Raw genomic sequence first — 17900 nt, 5'->3', positions numbered from 1 at the left:
ATGAAAATAACCATTGCTTGGCTAGTCGAGACTCCGACGCTGGCTCGGTAATAGGTGATTTTACAGAATTTTAGGAGGAATAATAACATGGCTATTACACAAGAACGCAAAAACGAACTTATCGCTGAGTTCAGAACTCACGATACTGACACTGGATCTCCAGAAGTTCAAATCGCAGTATTAACAGAAGAAATCAACAACTTGAACGGTCACTTACGCACACACAAAAAAGATCACCATTCACGTCGCGGTCTTCTTAAAATGGTAGGTAAACGTCGTAATCTTTTAACTTACCTACGTAATAAAGACGTTACGCGTTACCGTACACTTATCAACACATTAGGTCTACGTAGATAATTTTTTCAAAAAAAAGCGGGAAATTTCCCGCTTTTTTAATGTTATTCAAATGATTTGGACGCTTTCTGTTTTAGGCTAAGCCATCGTCCTTTGGACTCGGCAACCGCCGGGTTTTTTTCTACTCATAAATGATTAAGATATATACATAATTGAATGAATAAATTTTTATTCATATTACTGTTAACACATGTTTTTTTCGTGCATAATAGTGATAGTTTGGTTTTAACTTGAGTTCAATTACTTTCACATATAATGATTTAAATTAATACGGGTTTAGGTAAACTAAGCCTCTAAAAGCGAAGATTCAGAGAGGGGTTTAATAAATGGGACAGGAAAAACATACGTATTCATTTGACTGGGCCGGCCGTAATGTAACGGTAGAAATCGGTCAGTTGGCCAAACAAGCGAACGGAGCCGTTTTAGTCCGTTATGGCGAAACAGCTGTCTTAAGTACAGCAACTGCTTCTAAAGAACCTAGAAATGTCGACTTTTTCCCGTTGACAGTCAATTACGAAGAAAGACTGTATGCAGTCGGTAAAATTCCAGGAGGCTTCATTAAACGTGAAGGCAGACCTAGTGAACGTGCAATTTTGGCAAGCCGTCTAATTGACCGCCCAATCCGCCCACTATTTGCGGATGGTTTCAGGAACGACGTCCAAATCATCAGCATGGTTATGAGTGTTGATCAAGATTGTTCTACAGAAATGGCTGCTATGCTAGGTTCATCCCTTGCACTTTCCGTTTCCGACATTCCATTTGAAGGACCAATCGCGGGTGTAGTAGTGGGAAGAATCAATAATGAATTCATCATTAATCCCACTGTTGACCAACTTGCGAAAAGTGACATCAACTTAACGGTTGCTGGAACGAAAGATGCAATCAATATGGTTGAAGCTGGAGCGAATGAAGTACCTGAAGAAACAATGCTTGAAGCAATCATGTTTGGTCATGACGAAATCAAGAAGGTTATTGCATTCCAAGAAAAAATCGTTGCTGAAATCGGTAAGGAAAAACTACAAATCACTTTGTATAAAGTCGATGCAGAACTTGAAGCAGAAGTGAAGGGCCTATGTGAAGCAGACCTTAACAAAGCTGTACAAGTTCAGGAAAAACATGCACGTGAAGCCGCCATCAAAGAGGTTAAAGACGGTGTGTTAGCTAAGTATGAAGAAGAAACTGATGAAGAAAAACTTAAACAAATTAAAGAAATTTTAAATAAATTGGTTAAATCCGAAGTCCGCCGTTTGATCACGGAAGAAAAAGTTCGTCCGGATGGCCGTAATCCAGATGAGATCAGACCATTATCTTCTGAAGTTACGATCTTGCCACGTACTCATGGTTCTGGATTGTTCACACGTGGACAAACACAAGCATTATCCATTTGTACATTGGGTGCACTAGGAGATGTACAGATTTTGGACGGGCTAGGAACCGAAGAGTCTAAACGCTTTATGCACCATTATAATTTCCCACATTTCAGTGTTGGGGAAACAGGTCCGATCCGCGGAGCAGGCCGTCGTGAAATCGGTCACGGTGCACTTGGTGAAAGAGCATTGGAACCAGTCATTCCAAGCGATAAAGACTTCCCTTATACAATCAGACTTGTATCTGAAGTCCTTGAATCTAATGGATCAACATCACAAGCAAGTATCTGTGCTAGTACGCTTGCTATGATGGATGCGGGTGTTCCATTGAAAGCACCGGTTGCAGGTATCGCAATGGGTCTTGTAAAAACAGGAGAGCATTATACAATCTTAACGGATATTCAAGGCATGGAAGATCACCTAGGCGATATGGACTTTAAAGTGGCTGGAACGTCTAAAGGTGTTACTGCCCTTCAAATGGATATCAAAATCGATGGTCTTTCAAGAGAAATCCTAGAGGAAGCATTGCTTCAAGCTAAAAAAGGCCGGATGCATATCCTGGACTCGATGATTGCTACAATCAATCAACCGCGTGAGAAGTTGTCTAAATATGCTCCGAAAATCGTTACGATGACTATCAATCCGGACAAAATCCGTGATGTTATTGGACCGAGCGGTAAACATATCAATAAAATCATTGAAGAGACCGGCGTGAAGATCGATATCGAACAAGATGGTACGGTATTCATTTCTTCTACGGATGAGCCTATGATCGAAAAAGCTAAAAAAATCATTGAAGATATCGTACGTGAAGTCGTGGTGGGTGAACTTTACCTAGGTAAAGTTAAACGTATCGAAAAATTCGGTTGCTTCGTGGAAATATTCAATGGTAAAGATGGTTTAGTCCATATTTCTGAATTGGCTGAAGAAAGAGTCGGCAAAGTGGAAGATGTCGTTTCGCTTGGCGATGAATTATTAGTAAAGGTTACTGAGATTGACAAACAAGGTAGGGTTAACCTTTCTCGTAAAGCTGTTCTTAAAGAACAAAAAGAGGCAGCTAATCCTTCTCAATCATAAGAAAAAAGAATAATCGGCATGCGGTTCCTTCATGGACCTGCATGCTTTTTTTGTTTCAAAAGTTTTCGCCCTATATATAAGGATTTTAGCAATTAAAAGGTGTCATGTTCTACCTTGTCCTTTTTCTTCATACATTTCTGTATGAAGGGGGCGTAAAAAATGAATAATAAATGGAAGCAGATAGTTGCGATAAGTGCCATAGCAGGTATATCATGGTTATTAGTGCAAAATCCATATACACAAATTTATTTGACCCATTTAACAGATCGTTCAGTGGCTACCATGAAGCAGGAAGATGAACTTCTTATTCAAATAAAAGAATCATCTAAAAAATATGAGATTGCACCACAAAATGCCCGAATAGATTCGGTTTGGAAGACCGTTCCAGGTTACAATGGCCTGAAGGTAAATATCCAGGATTCGTATAAAGCGATGAAGAAGGAGGACCAATTCGATAAGGATAAGCTTGTATTTGATCAAGTTCCCCCAAAGGTCCACTTAAAGGATCTTGAGCCAGCGCCCATTTACCGGGCCCATCCCGAGAAGCAGGTTGTGTCATTTTTAATCAATGTAGCTTGGGGGAATGAATACTTACAAGATATGTTGGCTGTATTAAAAAAACATAACGTCAAAGCAACATTTTTTCTTGAAGGCAGATGGACTAAAAACAATCCTGAATTTGCAAAAATGATCGTGGATGGCGGTCATGAAATCGGAAATCATTCCTACTCACACCCTAATATGCAAAACATTTCGGCACAGGCTACACGTGAGGAAATAAATAAGACGAATGAAGTCGTGGAGGCCGTGACGGGTGTGAAAATGAACTGGTTCGCCCCGCCAAGCGGAAGCTACCGAAGTGAGACTGTCACCATAGCGAATTCTTTAGGCATGGGTACCGTGATGTGGAGCGTAGATACGATAGACTGGCAAAAGCCAAGTCCCGAGGTCCTTCAACAAAGGGTGCTTTCCAAAGTACACCCAGGAGCTTTCATTTTAATGCATCCGACAGAGTCTACAGCTAAATCTTTGGAGACGTTAATTATTAACATAGAGAAGAAAGACTTAGAAGTTGTTAAAGTTTCAGAAGCAGTTAGTGAAGAACGTTTGAATCCGTAACGCTTTGGTTACGATAGCAGCATAGATGATTGGGAGGAATGTTAGTTGATTAAGAAATATACGTGTCAAAATGGAGTAAGAATAGTATTGGAGAATATTCCAACAGTACGTTCAGCAGCGATTGGGGTTTGGATTAAGACGGGTTCTCGGAATGAAACACCGGAACTGAATGGTGTATCCCATTTTCTTGAACACATGTTTTTCAAAGGAACGACTACGAGGAACGCACGTGAAATCGCGGAGTCTTTCGATAGCATTGGCGGGCAAGTAAATGCATTCACTTCAAAAGAATATACATGTTACTATGCAAAAGTCATGGATAACCATGCGAGCTATGCACTTGAAATTCTTGCTGATATGTTCTTCAACTCCACGTTTGATGAGGAAGAATTGAAAAAAGAGAAGAATGTCGTCTATGAAGAAATCAAAATGTATGACGATACACCGGATGATATCGTACATGACCTTTTAAGCAAGGCAGTATATGAAAATCATCCTCTTGGCTATCCGATCCTTGGTACGGAAAGTACGTTGGAAACCTTCAATAGTGAGACACTAAAGAAATATGTTCATGATATGTACACGCCTGATAAAGTTGTCATCTCCATTGCCGGAAATGTGGACGAGAAGTTGATTCAGGAAGTGGAAAGTTACTTTGGTTCATATCAAGGTGGGGAAGACCGTTTGGAATTGGTGAAGCCAGCATTCCATGAAAATAGAATCACACGTAAAAAAGAGACTGAACAAGCACATCTATGCCTTGGCTTCAAAGGATTGGAAATCGGAAATGATAAAACCTACAGTTTAGTCACATTGAATAATATCCTTGGAGGCAGCATGAGCAGCCGTCTATTCCAGGAGGTCCGGGAACAACGTGGCTTGGCATACTCGGTGTATTCCTATCATTCAAGCTACCAGGACACAGGTTTAGTGACCGTTTATGGTGGTACGGGTACAAGCCAGCTAGACAGTTTATATGAAACGATTCAGGAGACACTGGATACGCTGAAAAGAGACGGTATCACAGAAAAAGAATTGCGGAATAGTAAGGAACAACTGAAAGGTAGCTTGATGTTGAGCCTTGAAAGCACTAACAGCCGCATGAGCCGTAATGGCAAGAACGAGTTAATGTTAGGAGAACATCGTTCACTTGATGATATCATCGTTAAAATTGATGAAGTGACGGAAGATAGTGTTAATGATTTAGCAAACCAAATCTTCACCGAACACTCTTTATCGTTAGTAAGCCCTTTGGAAAATTGGGATAAATAAATATTTACTGACCTGTTCTTCTGTTTACCAATGGGAGAGCAGGTTTTTTTATGGAAAGGGGAGGGACGACTATTTTCAAGAATGCCTTCTAAGTTCCTCAAATTTCGGATATAGATGGGATTAAGAAGAAAAAAAGGGGGAGTAGGAATTGAGACTGAGTGAATTAAGTGGAAAAGAGATTGTCGACGTGAACAGGGCAGAACGATTAGGGATTCTCGGACAGACGGATTTGGAATTTGACGAAACTGGACAAATTACCACTTTGATCATCCCCTCAGTGAAATGGTTTGGACTCTTCAGAAATGGGAGTGAAGTCAGGGTCCCGTGGAATCATATTAAAAAAGTGGGAACGGATATGCTCATCATCGATTTTAGGGAAGGGCTTGAAGTTGAAACGGTTAAAGAAGGAGAACAGTTGGACGGATAATGGGAGGTTGAAGTAATAACCCTAATGAACGCCTGAGCAGGGAAAGCTCTAGGCGTTTTTGCTTTTCTAATCACCGTTCTCAATTTCAACACATAAGATGGATTGAGCTGAATGAATATCGGATAACAAATCGCCTTCAAGAGAATCATGGGCGAGGCGTGGTTTGGATTCTTATAAAGAAGGTGACGATTTAATGCTCACAGACATGCAAATCGCTGTAATTGGTGGGGATGCACGTCAGCTGGAAGTTGTTCGTAAACTGACTGAGCTGGATGCGAAGCTGTTTTTAGTAGGGTTTGAACAGCTTGACCATGCGTTTACAGGTGCGGTTAAGGAAAAATTAGAAGATATAAATTTTACGGAACTAGATTCAGTTATATTGCCAGTCAGAGGGACTGATTCAACGGGAAAAGTGGAAACCATCTTTTCCAGTGAAGATGTCTTCTTGACCGAGGCCATGATAAAAGACACTCCAGCAGATTGTGTATTCTATTCAGGAATCAGTAATGATTATCTAGATCGTCTATTTAAAGAAGCGGATCGCAAACTCGTTCTTTTATTTGAACGAGATGATGTAGCGATATACAATTCAATCCCCACCGTTGAGGGCGCAATCATGATGGCTATACAGCATACGGATTTCACCATCCATGGTTCGAATGTTGCCGTTCTTGGCCTTGGGAGGGTTGGGATGAGTGTAGCTAGATCATTCCAAGCGCTTGGTGCCAAGGTGAAGGTAGGGGCGAGAAAAAGCGAGGATATTGCCAGAATTACTGAAATGGCAATCACTCCTTTCCATTTGAATGATCTTGCATCCGAAATGAAAACCGTTGATATTTGCGTTAATACCATTCCTTTTCCAATCATTACAGCAGACGTCCTGGCCAACATGCCCGTTCATACATTGATTATTGACCTTGCTTCAAAGCCTGGGGGGACGGATTTTCGTTATGCAGAAAAAAGGGGCATAAAGGCATTGTTGGCGCCGAGCTTGCCGGGGATTGTAGCCCCAAAAACTGCCGGTCAAATATTAGCGAATGCGCTAGAAATATTGATTCAAGGCGAGTTCATGAAAAGAAAGGGGAATAAGATATGAGTCTGCAAGGTAAACGGATTGGATTTGGATTGACAGGGTCGCATTGCACATATGATAGTGTGTTCCCAGAAATAGAGAAGCTTATAAATGAAGGAGCAGATGTGATTCCGGTTGTGACATCTACTGTTCAAAATACGGAAACACGCTTTGGAAATGGGGAAGACTGGGTTGCACGAATCGAAAAATTGACGGGACATGATGCCGTAGATACGATCGTCAAAGCAGAACCACTAGGACCTAAATTGCCGCTTGACTGCATGGTTATCGCTCCGATGACCGGTAATTCGATGAGTAAGATGGCTAATGCCCTTACAGATTCGCCTGTACTTATGGCTGCAAAAGCGACGATGAGAAATCACCGTCCGGTAGTGGTTGCGATTTCAACAAACGATGCCCTTGGTTTGAATGGCGTCAATTTAATGAGGCTGATGGCCGCAAAGGATATCTATTTCGTTCCATATGGTCAAGATAATCCTGAAGGCAAACCGAGTTCAATGGTGGCCAGAATGAGTATGATCCGGGATACCATTTTGGCAGCCATAGATGGAGAACAGATCCAGCCCGTCATTATTGAACGGTTCAAAGATGATATATAACCACTTGCTTGTCCCATAGTAAGCCGTGCGCTCCCGGGTAATTTGTTAACCAGGTAAAACTTAGTCATTCGTTAAAATCAATCTATACTACCAGAATATTTTGTTAAAGTGCGTTCTTTCGAATGTTAATGTGATAAAATATATGATATTCTGAGCAAGTAGAGTAAACCAGACAAATATTAACTAACTTTAGAGATAGAAAAGGAGCATGTACAAATGACCGGGACACAGGGATTGCATATTGCTGTAGTAGGAGCGACTGGAGCGGTAGGACAACAAATGATTTCAACACTCGAAGAACGGGATTTTCCGATCACGAAAATCATCTTTTTATCATCAGCTCGTTCCGCAGGGACTAAGTTGCTATTTAAAGGTGAAGAAATCGAAGTTCAGGAAGCGAAACCTGAAAGCTTTGAAGGCATAGATATCGCTCTATTCAGTGCGGGTGGAAGTGTGTCTAAGGAATTGGCTCCAGAAGCAGTAAAAAGAGGAGCGATAGTAGTAGATAATACAAGCGCATTCCGCATGGATGAAAATGTTCCGCTTGTCGTACCGGAAGTAAATGAAGAGGATTTGAAAAAGCATAATGGAATCATTGCCAATCCAAATTGTTCAACGATTCAGATGGTTGTAGCGTTAGAACCGATCCGCCAAGAGTATGGTTTATCGAAAGTGGTCGTTTCCACATACCAGGCCGTATCTGGAGCCGGGGTTGCAGCGATAAACGAACTAAAGGAACAGGCTCGTGATCTTCTGGATGAAAAAGAAATCGAACCAAAAATATTACCGGTAAAAGGGGATGCCAAGCATTATCAAATTGCTTTCAATGTCATTCCCCAAATCGATAAGTTCCAAGATAATGGATTCACGTTTGAAGAAATGAAAATGATCAATGAGACAAAGAAAATCATGCATATGGAAAAGCTGCCTGTAGCTGCAACTTGTGTTAGGCTTCCAGTTGTAACAGGTCATTCGGAATCAGTTTACATTGAAGTTGAAAAAGACGGTGTTTCCGCGGCTGAAATCAAGAACTTGATGAAAACGGCAGCAGGAGTCGTTTTGGAAGATGAGCCAGAACAACAGGTCTATCCAACCCCTGCATCTTCTGTCGGCAAGAATGATGTTTTCGTAGGCCGGATCCGTAAAGATTTAGATGAAGATAAAGGCTTCCATTTATGGATCGTTTCCGATAATCTATTAAAAGGGGCAGCATGGAATTCTGTTCAAATTGCTGAAAGCCTTTTAAAATTAGACTTAGTGAGTGTTAAGTAAGAAAAGATAATAAAACTCGGGCAGCTAAGAACATTTCAACATGATAAAGAGTTTATGTCAGCTTCCTTATTGGGAGGCTGGCTTATATTTGGGGTGAGAATATTGAAAATAATCGTCCAGAAATTCGGTGGGACATCAGTCCGGGACGAAGATAGCCGGGCCCATGCCAAGGGCCATATTGAGAGGGCTCTTAAGGAAGGGTATAAAGTGGTGGTCGTTGTTTCTGCCATGGGAAGAAAAGGTGATCCATATGCGACAGATACATTACTTTCATTGGTAAATGGATCAAGCGCCCTTCTTTCTAAACGGGAACAGGACCTACTTATGTCAGTAGGTGAAACAATATCTTCTGTGGTATTTACGAATATGTTGTTGGAACATGGGATAGAAGCTACCGCTTACACAGGGGCCCAAGCAGGATTCCAGACGAATTACGATTTTTCCAGTGCAAGAATCGTTGAAATGAAGTGTGACCGTCTCCTGAAGGAACTTGAAATGAAAGATGTCGTTGTTGTTGCAGGCTTCCAAGGAGCCGCCAAAAATGGGGACATCACAACAATTGGACGAGGTGGGAGTGACACTTCGGCTGCAGCATTAGGAGCTGCTTTACAGGCTGACCGTGTCGATATTTTCACGGATGTGGAAGGAATCATGACTGCTGATCCACGGATTGCCGAGCATGCCCGCCCATTATCCATCGTCTCTTATACCGAAGTATGCAATATGGCATATCAAGGAGCTAAAGTCATCCATCCCCGGGCGGTCGAAATTGCGATGCAGGCTAAAGTGCCAATCCGGATCCGTTCCACATACAGTGAAGGATTGGGGACCCTAGTTACAAGCGTAAATAAGGGAAGCCAAGGCAGTGATATCAGGGAAAGACTCGTTACAGGAATTGCTCATGTTTCAAAAATAACCCAAATTAAGGTGAATGCAAAAAAAGAACAATATAATTTACAGGCAGAAGTGTTTAAAGCGATGGCCAATGCGTCTATTTCCGTCGACTTTATTAATATTTCGCCGAATGGAGTGGTCTATACGGTCACGGAAGAGATGACGGAACTAGCCCTTTCCATTCTGGCTGAAATGGGGCATGATCCTCTCATTGAACGGAATTGTGCCAAAGTATCCGTCGTTGGAGCGGGCATCAATGGTGTACCTGGTGTGGCTTCGAAGATTGTCACAGCACTTTCGGAAAAAGAAATATCGATTCTTCAATCGGCGGATAGTCATACGACAATTTGGGTATTGGTGAAGGAAGATGATTTAATCAATGCGGTTAATTCGCTTCATGATGCATTCCATTTACATGAAATGGAAACGGAATAACCGTATATATTGAAGTTTTATAAATTAAAGAGGTGTTAAAACATGATATTTGGTAGAGTATCAACCGCAATGGTCACTCCTTTCGATAGTAAGGGGAATGTTGACTTTCAAAAAACGACTAAATTGGTCAATTACTTATTATCTAACGGAACGGATTCACTTGTACTTGCAGGTACAACAGGGGAATCACCTACATTGTCTTCGGAAGAGAAGATTGCCCTTCTTCGTCATGTTACAAAGATCGTAGACAAACGAGTGCCCATCATCATGGGAACAGGAAGCAATAACACATATGCTTCCATCGAGTTGACTAAAAAAGCGGAAAAGAACGGTGCAGATGCAATCATGATTGTGGCACCCTATTATAGTAAAACGAATCAAGAAGGACTTTTCCAACATTTTAAAGCGATTGCCGAGAGTACAACATTGCCGGTGATGGTTTACAACATCCCTGGGCGTGCTGCTGTCAATATTGACCCGGAGACCATTATCCGCCTTTCGGAGATACCTAACATCGTAGCCGTGAAAGAAGCGAGCGGCGATTTAAATGCCATGACGCAAATCATTGCTGAGACCGATGAGGATTTCGCCTTATATAGCGGGGACGATGCTTTAACCCTTCCTGTATTGGCTATTGGCGGTGTAGGCGTCGTTTCGGTTGCCTCCCATGTGGCCGGCAATGAAATGCAGCAAATCATAGAAGCATTCATCAGCGGGAACTTAGCAGAAGCTGCGAGACTTCATCAGGAATTGTTACCCCTTATAAAAGGTTTATTTGCAGCCCCAAGTCCTGCCCCTGTCAAGACTGCCCTTCAGTTACAAGGCATTGATGTAGGTTCAGTCAGGTTGCCTATCGTACCACTGACTGAGCAAGAGCGCTCAGTGTTGATATCAGTATTAAAAAAATAAATCTTCACCAGACAAGCTGATCGTTTAATGATTGGCTTGTTTTCACATAAAGATTCTTTGGTTTAATGAATAAAGTATTATTTTCTTTCCAGTTATAGGTTAAGGGCTTATACTTCTAATAGTCTTTTCTTTTTAAAAAGGGATACAATGAGGAGTTAAGCTCCTATACATAAACGCATTGCCAGGCAAGGGAGAAATCTTCTAGAAATGGTATGTGTTGTCATGTTTTTTAAACATGGGTTATAATGAAATCAATGGAAATTATGAACGGCTATTTCTTAAGGAGGATATTCGATTGGGTAAAGATAAAAATAATGGAATTAAAGTGATTTCTCTTGGGGGACAAGGGGAACTTGGTAAAAATATGTATGTGGTTGAGGTGAATGATGACCTCTATCTTTTAGATGCAGGTTTGATGTTGCCAGAAGAAGAAATGCTTGGCATCGATGCTGTTATACCGGATATTTCTTACTTGATGGACAATAAAGAACGAATTCAGGGGATTTTTATTACGCATGGTCATGAAGATCATATGGGTGCCCTTGCTTACGTATTGAAATATTTACCTGTTCCCGTATATGGGACAAAGCTTACACTTGCGTTAATTAAGACAAAACTAAAGGAAGATGGCTTTAATGGCAGGGCGATTTTTACAGAGATTGATTCAGATTCTCTTTTGAGTTTTCCAGAGGCTGCTGTTTCCTTTTTCCGTACGAACCATAGTATTCCTGATTCTGTGGGAGTGGTCATACATACGCGTGAAGGCGCTATCGTATATACCGGAGATTTCAAGTTTGACCAAGCGGCAACGGACCTTTATAAACCTGAAATAGGTAAAATGGCAAGTATCGGGGAAGAGGGGGTCCTGTGTCTGCTTTCTGATAGTACGGGGGCTGAGAGACCAGGTTATACTCCATCAGAAGCAGTTGTTGCCAAAGACATTACGGAAGCCTTCCGTTCCACATCCGGTAGAATTATTGTTGCCTGCTTTGCTTCGAATGTAAATCGGATTCAGCATGTCTTCAATGCGGCTGCAGCAAATAAAAGGAAAGTGGCCGTTGTTGGGAAAAGTTTGAAGCGGGTATACGAAACTGCTTTAAATCTAGGCTACTTAAAAGTCGAGGATGATTTGATTATTCCAGTTAGTGAAATCAATCAATACGAAGATCGTGAAATTGTGGTGTTATCAACCGGCCACCAAGGAGAACCGATAGCGGCCCTTCAAAAAATGGCGAAGCAGACCCATAAACAAGTTACGATTAAAAAAGGTGACACGGTCTTAATCAGTGCATCCCCTCTACAGGGTGGAGAGCTTATTCTATCAAAAACCATCGACTTACTTTACCGAGTGGGTGCTGAGGTCGTTTCTTCAAATAAATATAAAGTTCATGTAACGGGTCATGGGAGCCAGGAAGAATTGAAGATGATGATCAACCTGATGAACCCTAAATACTTCATCCCGGTACACGGGGAATACCGTCATCTGTATTCTCACCAAAAAGTGGGCATCTCTGCAGGAATCAAACCTGAAAACATTGTAATTGCTGAAAAAGGTGATGTCATTGAAATGAATGGCGATAAGATTGGCCTTTCCGGAAAAGTAACTGCAGGTAATATTTTAATTGATGGCAGTGGTGTAGGAGATGTGGGGAATATCGTTCTCCGTGATCGCCGTTTATTATCACAAGATGGTATATTGATCGTCGTCGTCACATTGAATCGACAAGATAAGAGCATTGCCGCAGGTCCGGAAATCATCTCTCGTGGATTCGTATATGTGCGTGAATCAGAAAAAATGATGGCGGAAGCAACAGGCATTGTAAGTGAAATCGTGAAGAAAAACGGATCGCGTCAGCCTTTCGATTGGTCTACGCTGAAACAGGAAATGCGTGATGCTCTAAACCAATTCTTCTATGAAAAAACAAAGCGTCGCCCGATGATCTTACCTATCATCATGGAATATTAATCAAAGGGGCTTCCATCAAAAAGGCAGAAATGTTGTTGAATCAACGTATCTGCCTTTTTGCCATTTATCATAGTTCGACTAAACACCTTTTATGGACCCAATACTTTTCTTACGAGTGCTGCCCGTCTTGAAGAATGAAGTTTAAGACTCGAGACATAATAAGGGCATAGGCTTTAGAGAAAGGGGTTGCCATAAGTGGATACACCATTGCCAAATGAAAATGAAGGCCGCCAGGAAGGTAAGAATTCAACGTTAATCGAGAAAATCCAGCAGTTGGGAACTACAAATGTCCCACAACTTTCAAAAGACTCAAAAATCCATTGTTTGACGATTATCGGTCAAATTGAAGGACATATGCAACTTCCTCCCCAAAATAAAACGACCAAGTATGAACATGTGATTCCTCAAATAGTAGCGATTGAACAAAATCCCAATATTGAGGGGTTGCTTGTCATTCTAAATACTGTGGGGGGAGACGTTGAAGCGGGCCTTGCCATTGCCGAGATGTTAGCGTCCCTTTCTAAACCGTCCGTCTCCATTGTATTGGGAGGAGGGCATTCCATTGGGGTGCCAATTGCCGTTTCTTGCGATTATTCGTTTATAGCCGAGACAGCAACCATGACGATACATCCGATCAGGTTAACCGGAATGGTCATCGGGGTACCGCAAACCTTTGAATACTTAGATAAAATGCAGGAGCGGGTAATTAAATTTGTCACAAGGCATTCCAATGTTACCGAAGATAGTTTTAAAGATCTAATGTTCGCTAAAGGAAATCTAACACGGGACATCGGAACGAATGTAATCGGGGTGGAAGCGGTCGATGTCGGCATGATTGATGGTGTTGGAGGAGTGGGACATGCGATGAGGAAATTGAATGAATTCATGGAAGAAAGAAGTTCTAATAAAGGCGAAGAGGGGTTACTGCAATGACACTTTATACCATTGTCCCTGATGAGATCATCTTCCCGCACCACCATGATAAGATCGCACATATGATTGAAATGAAAGTGAATGGCGTCCACGTCATGGTAGAACATGAAGGCGGAAGTTCGTTTCGTATTGACCGGATTGTAAGTACGAACCCAGAAGATTACATGAAAATCAATGTACAGCCCGGTGAAGTTGTCAATGTATTCGAACCGTTGAGAAACTAGAAAAAAGGACCAACAGAGATAAATTATGATATACTAATGAAAAAATCAGCAGCCCCTTTTGGCTGCTTTATTCATTGGTTTGATTTTGACCACGAATAGTTGTGACATGATCAAAAGACATCATCCTATTTTTTTGGTATAATTGCTAAGCGAACATTTGTTTTGTTTTGTGTGTAATTTTAGGAGTGACAATTAAGTTTCAAGAAGAATCAGGTGATTTTATGGTGAAAAAGAAAAAAAGGAAGAAGAAAAGTAATGAAAAACTAAAGTTATCGCTTAAATATGAATTGATTGGTCTGACTATCATAAGTCTGGCAGTCATCGCCATTGCTAAATTAGGTGCAGTGGGGAGCGGTACAGTCCTGTTAGTTCGTTTCTTTATGGGAGAATGGTACATCCTCTTTCTGTTAGGGGCCATCGCGACTGGCTTTTATTTGATGATTAAAAGAGAGGTCCCATATTTGCTTAAACGGCAATTAATCGGCTTGTATTTTATTGTAGCGAGTATGTTGTTGCTTAGTCATGTAACCCTGTTTAATTTATTGGCAGAAGGTGGTCCGTTTACGAAGCCCAGTGTAATATCGAACACGTGGGAACTATTCTGGATGGAAGTGACCGGTAAAACCAGTACGAAGGATCTTGGCGGAGGGATGATAGGCGCTGTGTTATTTGCAGCCTCTTATTTCTTGTTTGACGAAGCCGGCTCAAAAATAGTATCCTTCGTGTTTATCATCATCGGGATCGTGTTAATGACAGGAAAGACATTAGGCGAGACGCTTGGCAAATTTATCGTTACCCTTGGTAGCTTTATTAAAAAGCAGTGGACAGCCTTTACCGATGATATGAAAACATGGAATGATGATAAGAAACAAAAGAAAAAGAATCCTGCTAAGAAGAAAAAACGTGAAAACGAACCTGTGGAAGAAGTTCATGCCGTACAGCAGGAAGAAGAGACACAGCAGATGGTTACGGAGCGAATCATATCAAGCTTTGCTGATAAAGCATACGGTGATGAAAAGGAAGAACAGCCTGCTACTACTGAGACGATACCTTCAGTTGAAGGAGAAGAAGAACATGACGAAGTGGTCCCGCCCATCAATTTTACTGAAGTGGAAAATAAGGAATATACCTTACCTCCCCTATCTTTGTTATTGCAGCCCCAAAAAACGGATCAAAGTGGAGAGTATCAGTTAATCCATGAAAATGCGGCAAAGCTTGAACGCACGTTTCAGAGCTTTGGCGTTAAAGCGAGAGTCACACAGGTTTATTTGGGACCTGCTGTGACCAAATATGAAGTGCACCCAGATGTAGGGGTAAAGGTCAGTAAAATAGTGAGTCTTTCTGATGATCTTGCATTGGCACTTGCAGCCAAGGACATCCGGATGGAAGCACCCATTCCAGGTAAATCGGCAATAGGAATTGAAGTTCCGAATTCTGAGGTGGCCATGGTTTCTCTTAGGGAAGTATTGGATGCTAAAGAAGTTGACAAACCTGATGCAAAATTGCAAATTGGGCTTGGGCGGAACATTTCGGGTGAAGCGGTTAAAGCTGAACTCAATAAAATGCCGCATTTACTTGTAGCGGGGGCAACAGGCAGTGGTAAATCGGTCTGTATCAACGGTATTATCACGAGTATCCTCATGCGGGCAAAACCACATGAAGTGAAGATGATGATGATTGACCCAAAAATGGTGGAACTCAATGTTTATAATGGAATTCCTCATTTACTTGCGCCTGTCGTGACTAATCCAAAAAAAGCGGCCCAAGCCCTTCAAAAAGTGGTGAGTGAAATGGAACGGCGCTACGAGCTCTTTTCACACACAGGTACGCGTAATATCGAAGGCTACAATGATTACGTTAACCGTTTTAATAGTGAGGAAGACTCCAAACAGCCTCTGTTGCCCTATATTGTAGTCATTGTCGATGAGCTTGCCGATTTGATGATGGTTGCTTCAAATGATGTGGAGGATGCCATCACACGTCTTGCGCAGATGGCAAGGGCAGCGGGCATTCACTTAATCATTGCCACTCAGCGACCGTCTGTGGATGTAATTACGGGTGTCATCAAGGCAAATATCCCATCCAGAATTGCTTTTAGTGTCTCGTCATCGACTGACTCGAGGACGATATTGGATATGGGAGGTGCAGAAAAACTGCTAGGTCGTGGAGACATGCTGTTTTTACCTGTTGGGGCTTCCAAACCGATTCGTGTCCAAGGAGCGTTCTTATCAGATCAAGAAGTTGAGGAAGTAGTTACCTACGTCATTTCACAACAGAAGGCTCAGTATAACGAAGAAATGATACCGGACGAAATACCAGAGACTTCAAGTGGTGAAGTCGAGGATAGTTTATATGGGGAAGCCGTATCCTTAATTACCGAAATGCAGACCGCTTCAGTTTCGATGCTGCAGCGCCGTTTCAGGATTGGCTATACCCGTGCCGCGAGGTTAATCGATGAAATGGAAGCAAGGGGAATCGTCGGTCCCTACGAAGGAAGCAAGCCACGTAATGTGCTGGTTTCAAAAGATGATCACGATGAAGCACATTTATCATAGAATTAAAAAATACCGGGCAGCTGCCCGGTATTTTTTAATTGACTGTCGCTTCGTCTAAATGTTCTAGACAGAAGGCTGTAATCATGGCTACTTCCTCATCCTCTAACTCAAAATCCAACAGTTGGTCACTGCCTTTTTCTAAAATATCATATTTAACGAGTCTGCCATTTTGTTCTTCAGATACAAATAAAACACGGATATATAAACCGTTCTCTGTAAAGAGTTCGTCCTCTTCCGGTACTTCAATATCTAAGAAGTATTCAAAACGGTCTCCGGATAAGATCCCGAATGGGTCGGTCAATTTTTCAACTGTATATTCTGTAATGTTTAACATAATTCAATCATCCCTTCAAAGAAGATAATTTCTATTATACATGAAAACAGATTCTTGGAAAGAAAGCTAGATCATTTTCCCGATAAGAATTTTGCTGATGAAAATTTATTTGAGTAAGGCGAATAATCATAAGATTTGCAACGTTTTTACTATGTGGAATTAATATCGGGGGTATATTTTCCTAAAATATTTTCAGTTAATTAGAAAAACACTATATATTTATAATTAAAAAAATGTTATATTATTTTCGATTAGTAGGAATGATTCAACATCAGAGGTCTGATGTCTTAAGAAACAAGCTGGGGGAGACCGTATGTCTATTAAATCAGATAGTCGACATTTATATTTGCAGGTTATTGATTACCTGAAGCAAGATATCGAAGCTGGAGTGTATAAGGAAAACGAAAAATTCCCATCTGAATTCGACCTTGCAAAAAAGCTAGGAGTGAGTAGAGCGACGCTCCGTGAAGCACTGCGAATTTTAGAAGAAGAGAACATCATTATTCGCCGGCATGGAGTTGGAACCTTTGTTAATCCTAAGCCACGGTTCACTTCAGGTATCGAGCAACTAAAAAGTGTCACGAACATGATTGAGGAGGCAGGGATGAAGCCGGGGACGTTTTTCTTAAGTTCGACGACACAAGAACCAACAGAAGAGGATATCCGCAGGTTTTCATGTACATCAGATGAACGCATCGTGGTCATTGAACGCGTAAGGACAGCGAATGGCGAACCTGTCATCTACTGTGTCGATAAAATTCCCGAATCGATTCTCTCGGCGAATTTCGACCGTAAAGATGAGTCCCTTTTTGATATATTGGAAAGGGATGCCGACAGGAATATCACACATGCCGTGGCTGAAATAGAGCCTATCGGATACCATGATAAGGTTTCTCCTATCCTTAAATGTTCGCCTGAGGCTGCACTACTCGTTCTAAAGCAGATGCATCTCGATGACTGGGACCAGCCTATCTTGTATTCTGTTAACTACTTTAAAGCCAATATGTTTAGTTTTCATGTACTTCGGAAACGAGTTTAGGCCTTGTCCCTTACATACGGATGAATGCAAG

General features: G+C 41.5%; 16 protein-coding genes. 15 read left to right on the top strand and 1 reads right to left on the bottom strand.

What is annotated here, in order from left to right; translation table 11 throughout:
- Positions 1 to 87: 87 nt before the first annotated feature.
- From rpsO to ACIQXN_RS18530, 14 genes are all read left to right on the top strand, one after another.
- Positions 88 to 357: a 30S ribosomal protein S15 gene (rpsO, locus tag ACIQXN_RS18595; RefSeq protein WP_402868411.1), complete on the top strand. Its 270-nt coding sequence runs from the start codon at positions 88 to 90 to the stop codon at positions 355 to 357.
- 323 nt (positions 358 to 680) lie between these two features.
- Positions 681 to 2798, top strand: a complete 2118-nt coding sequence (pnp, locus tag ACIQXN_RS18590) for a polyribonucleotide nucleotidyltransferase (RefSeq protein ID WP_402970019.1) — start codon at positions 681 to 683, stop codon at positions 2796 to 2798.
- A gap of 159 nt (positions 2799 to 2957) precedes the next feature.
- Positions 2958 to 3917 carry a polysaccharide deacetylase family protein gene (locus ACIQXN_RS18585; RefSeq protein ID WP_402970016.1) on the top strand — a complete coding sequence of 320 codons (960 nt, stop codon included), beginning with the start codon at positions 2958 to 2960 and terminating at the stop codon, positions 3915 to 3917.
- 45 nt (positions 3918 to 3962) lie between these two features.
- Positions 3963 to 5189, top strand: a complete 1227-nt coding sequence (locus tag ACIQXN_RS18580) for a M16 family metallopeptidase (RefSeq protein WP_402970013.1) — start codon at positions 3963 to 3965, stop codon at positions 5187 to 5189.
- Between the two features lie 148 nt (positions 5190 to 5337).
- On the top strand, positions 5338 to 5616 hold the full coding sequence (locus ACIQXN_RS18575) for a YlmC/YmxH family sporulation protein (RefSeq protein WP_402970010.1): 279 nt from the start codon (positions 5338 to 5340) through the stop codon (positions 5614 to 5616).
- 193 nt (positions 5617 to 5809) lie between these two features.
- Positions 5810 to 6712, top strand: a complete 903-nt coding sequence (gene dpaA, locus ACIQXN_RS18570) for a dipicolinic acid synthetase subunit A (RefSeq protein ID WP_402970047.1) — start codon at positions 5810 to 5812, stop codon at positions 6710 to 6712.
- On the top strand, positions 6709 to 7308 hold the full coding sequence (locus ACIQXN_RS18565; protein ID WP_402970007.1) for a dipicolinate synthase subunit B: 600 nt from the start codon (positions 6709 to 6711) through the stop codon (positions 7306 to 7308). The genes dpaA and ACIQXN_RS18565 overlap by 4 nt, the downstream gene beginning before the upstream one ends.
- Before the next feature lie 216 nt (positions 7309 to 7524).
- Complete coding sequence (gene asd / locus ACIQXN_RS18560; RefSeq protein WP_402970004.1) at positions 7525 to 8580, top strand: aspartate-semialdehyde dehydrogenase; 1056 nt, start codon at positions 7525 to 7527, stop codon at positions 8578 to 8580.
- A gap of 102 nt (positions 8581 to 8682) precedes the next feature.
- A complete protein-coding gene (gene dapG, locus ACIQXN_RS18555; RefSeq protein ID WP_402970001.1) occupies positions 8683 to 9909 on the top strand; it encodes an aspartate kinase in 1227 nt (408 codons plus the stop codon).
- Positions 9910 to 9951: 42 nt separating this feature from the next.
- Positions 9952 to 10818, top strand: coding sequence for a 4-hydroxy-tetrahydrodipicolinate synthase (gene dapA / locus ACIQXN_RS18550; RefSeq protein WP_402969998.1), 867 nt, complete (start codon positions 9952 to 9954; stop codon positions 10816 to 10818).
- A gap of 295 nt (positions 10819 to 11113) precedes the next feature.
- Entirely contained in the window at positions 11114 to 12784 is a 1671-nt protein-coding gene (locus ACIQXN_RS18545; protein WP_402969995.1) for a ribonuclease J, read from the top strand.
- Between the two features lie 195 nt (positions 12785 to 12979).
- Complete coding sequence (locus tag ACIQXN_RS18540; RefSeq protein WP_402969992.1) at positions 12980 to 13717, top strand: ClpP family protease; 738 nt, start codon at positions 12980 to 12982, stop codon at positions 13715 to 13717.
- Entirely contained in the window at positions 13714 to 13941 is a 228-nt protein-coding gene (locus tag ACIQXN_RS18535) for a YlzJ-like family protein (RefSeq protein WP_402969989.1), read from the top strand. Before ACIQXN_RS18540 ends, ACIQXN_RS18535 begins: the two co-directional genes overlap by 4 nt.
- Before the next feature lie 221 nt (positions 13942 to 14162).
- Complete coding sequence (locus ACIQXN_RS18530) at positions 14163 to 16496, top strand: DNA translocase FtsK (RefSeq protein ID WP_402969986.1); 2334 nt, start codon at positions 14163 to 14165, stop codon at positions 16494 to 16496.
- 34 nt (positions 16497 to 16530) lie between these two features.
- Here the strand turns inward: ACIQXN_RS18530 and ACIQXN_RS18525 are convergent, their stop codons facing one another.
- The gene (locus ACIQXN_RS18525; RefSeq protein WP_402969982.1) at positions 16531 to 16830 is read right to left on the bottom strand and encodes a DUF6509 family protein; all 300 of its coding nucleotides are present in this window, start codon (positions 16828 to 16830) and stop codon (positions 16531 to 16533) included.
- 313 nt (positions 16831 to 17143) lie between these two features.
- Between ACIQXN_RS18525 and ACIQXN_RS18520 the strand changes: the two genes are divergently transcribed.
- Positions 17144 to 17869, top strand: coding sequence for a GntR family transcriptional regulator (locus ACIQXN_RS18520; protein ID WP_402969979.1), 726 nt, complete (start codon positions 17144 to 17146; stop codon positions 17867 to 17869).
- Positions 17870 to 17900: the final 31 nt, after the last annotated feature.

The sequence above is a fragment of the Peribacillus sp. NPDC097295 genome (assembly GCF_044761665.1).
GTDB lineage: Bacteria > Bacillota > Bacilli > Bacillales > DSM-1321 > Peribacillus.
The sequence above is the reverse complement of the archived record's forward strand: the minus strand, read 5'-3'. Positions and strand labels throughout refer to the sequence as shown.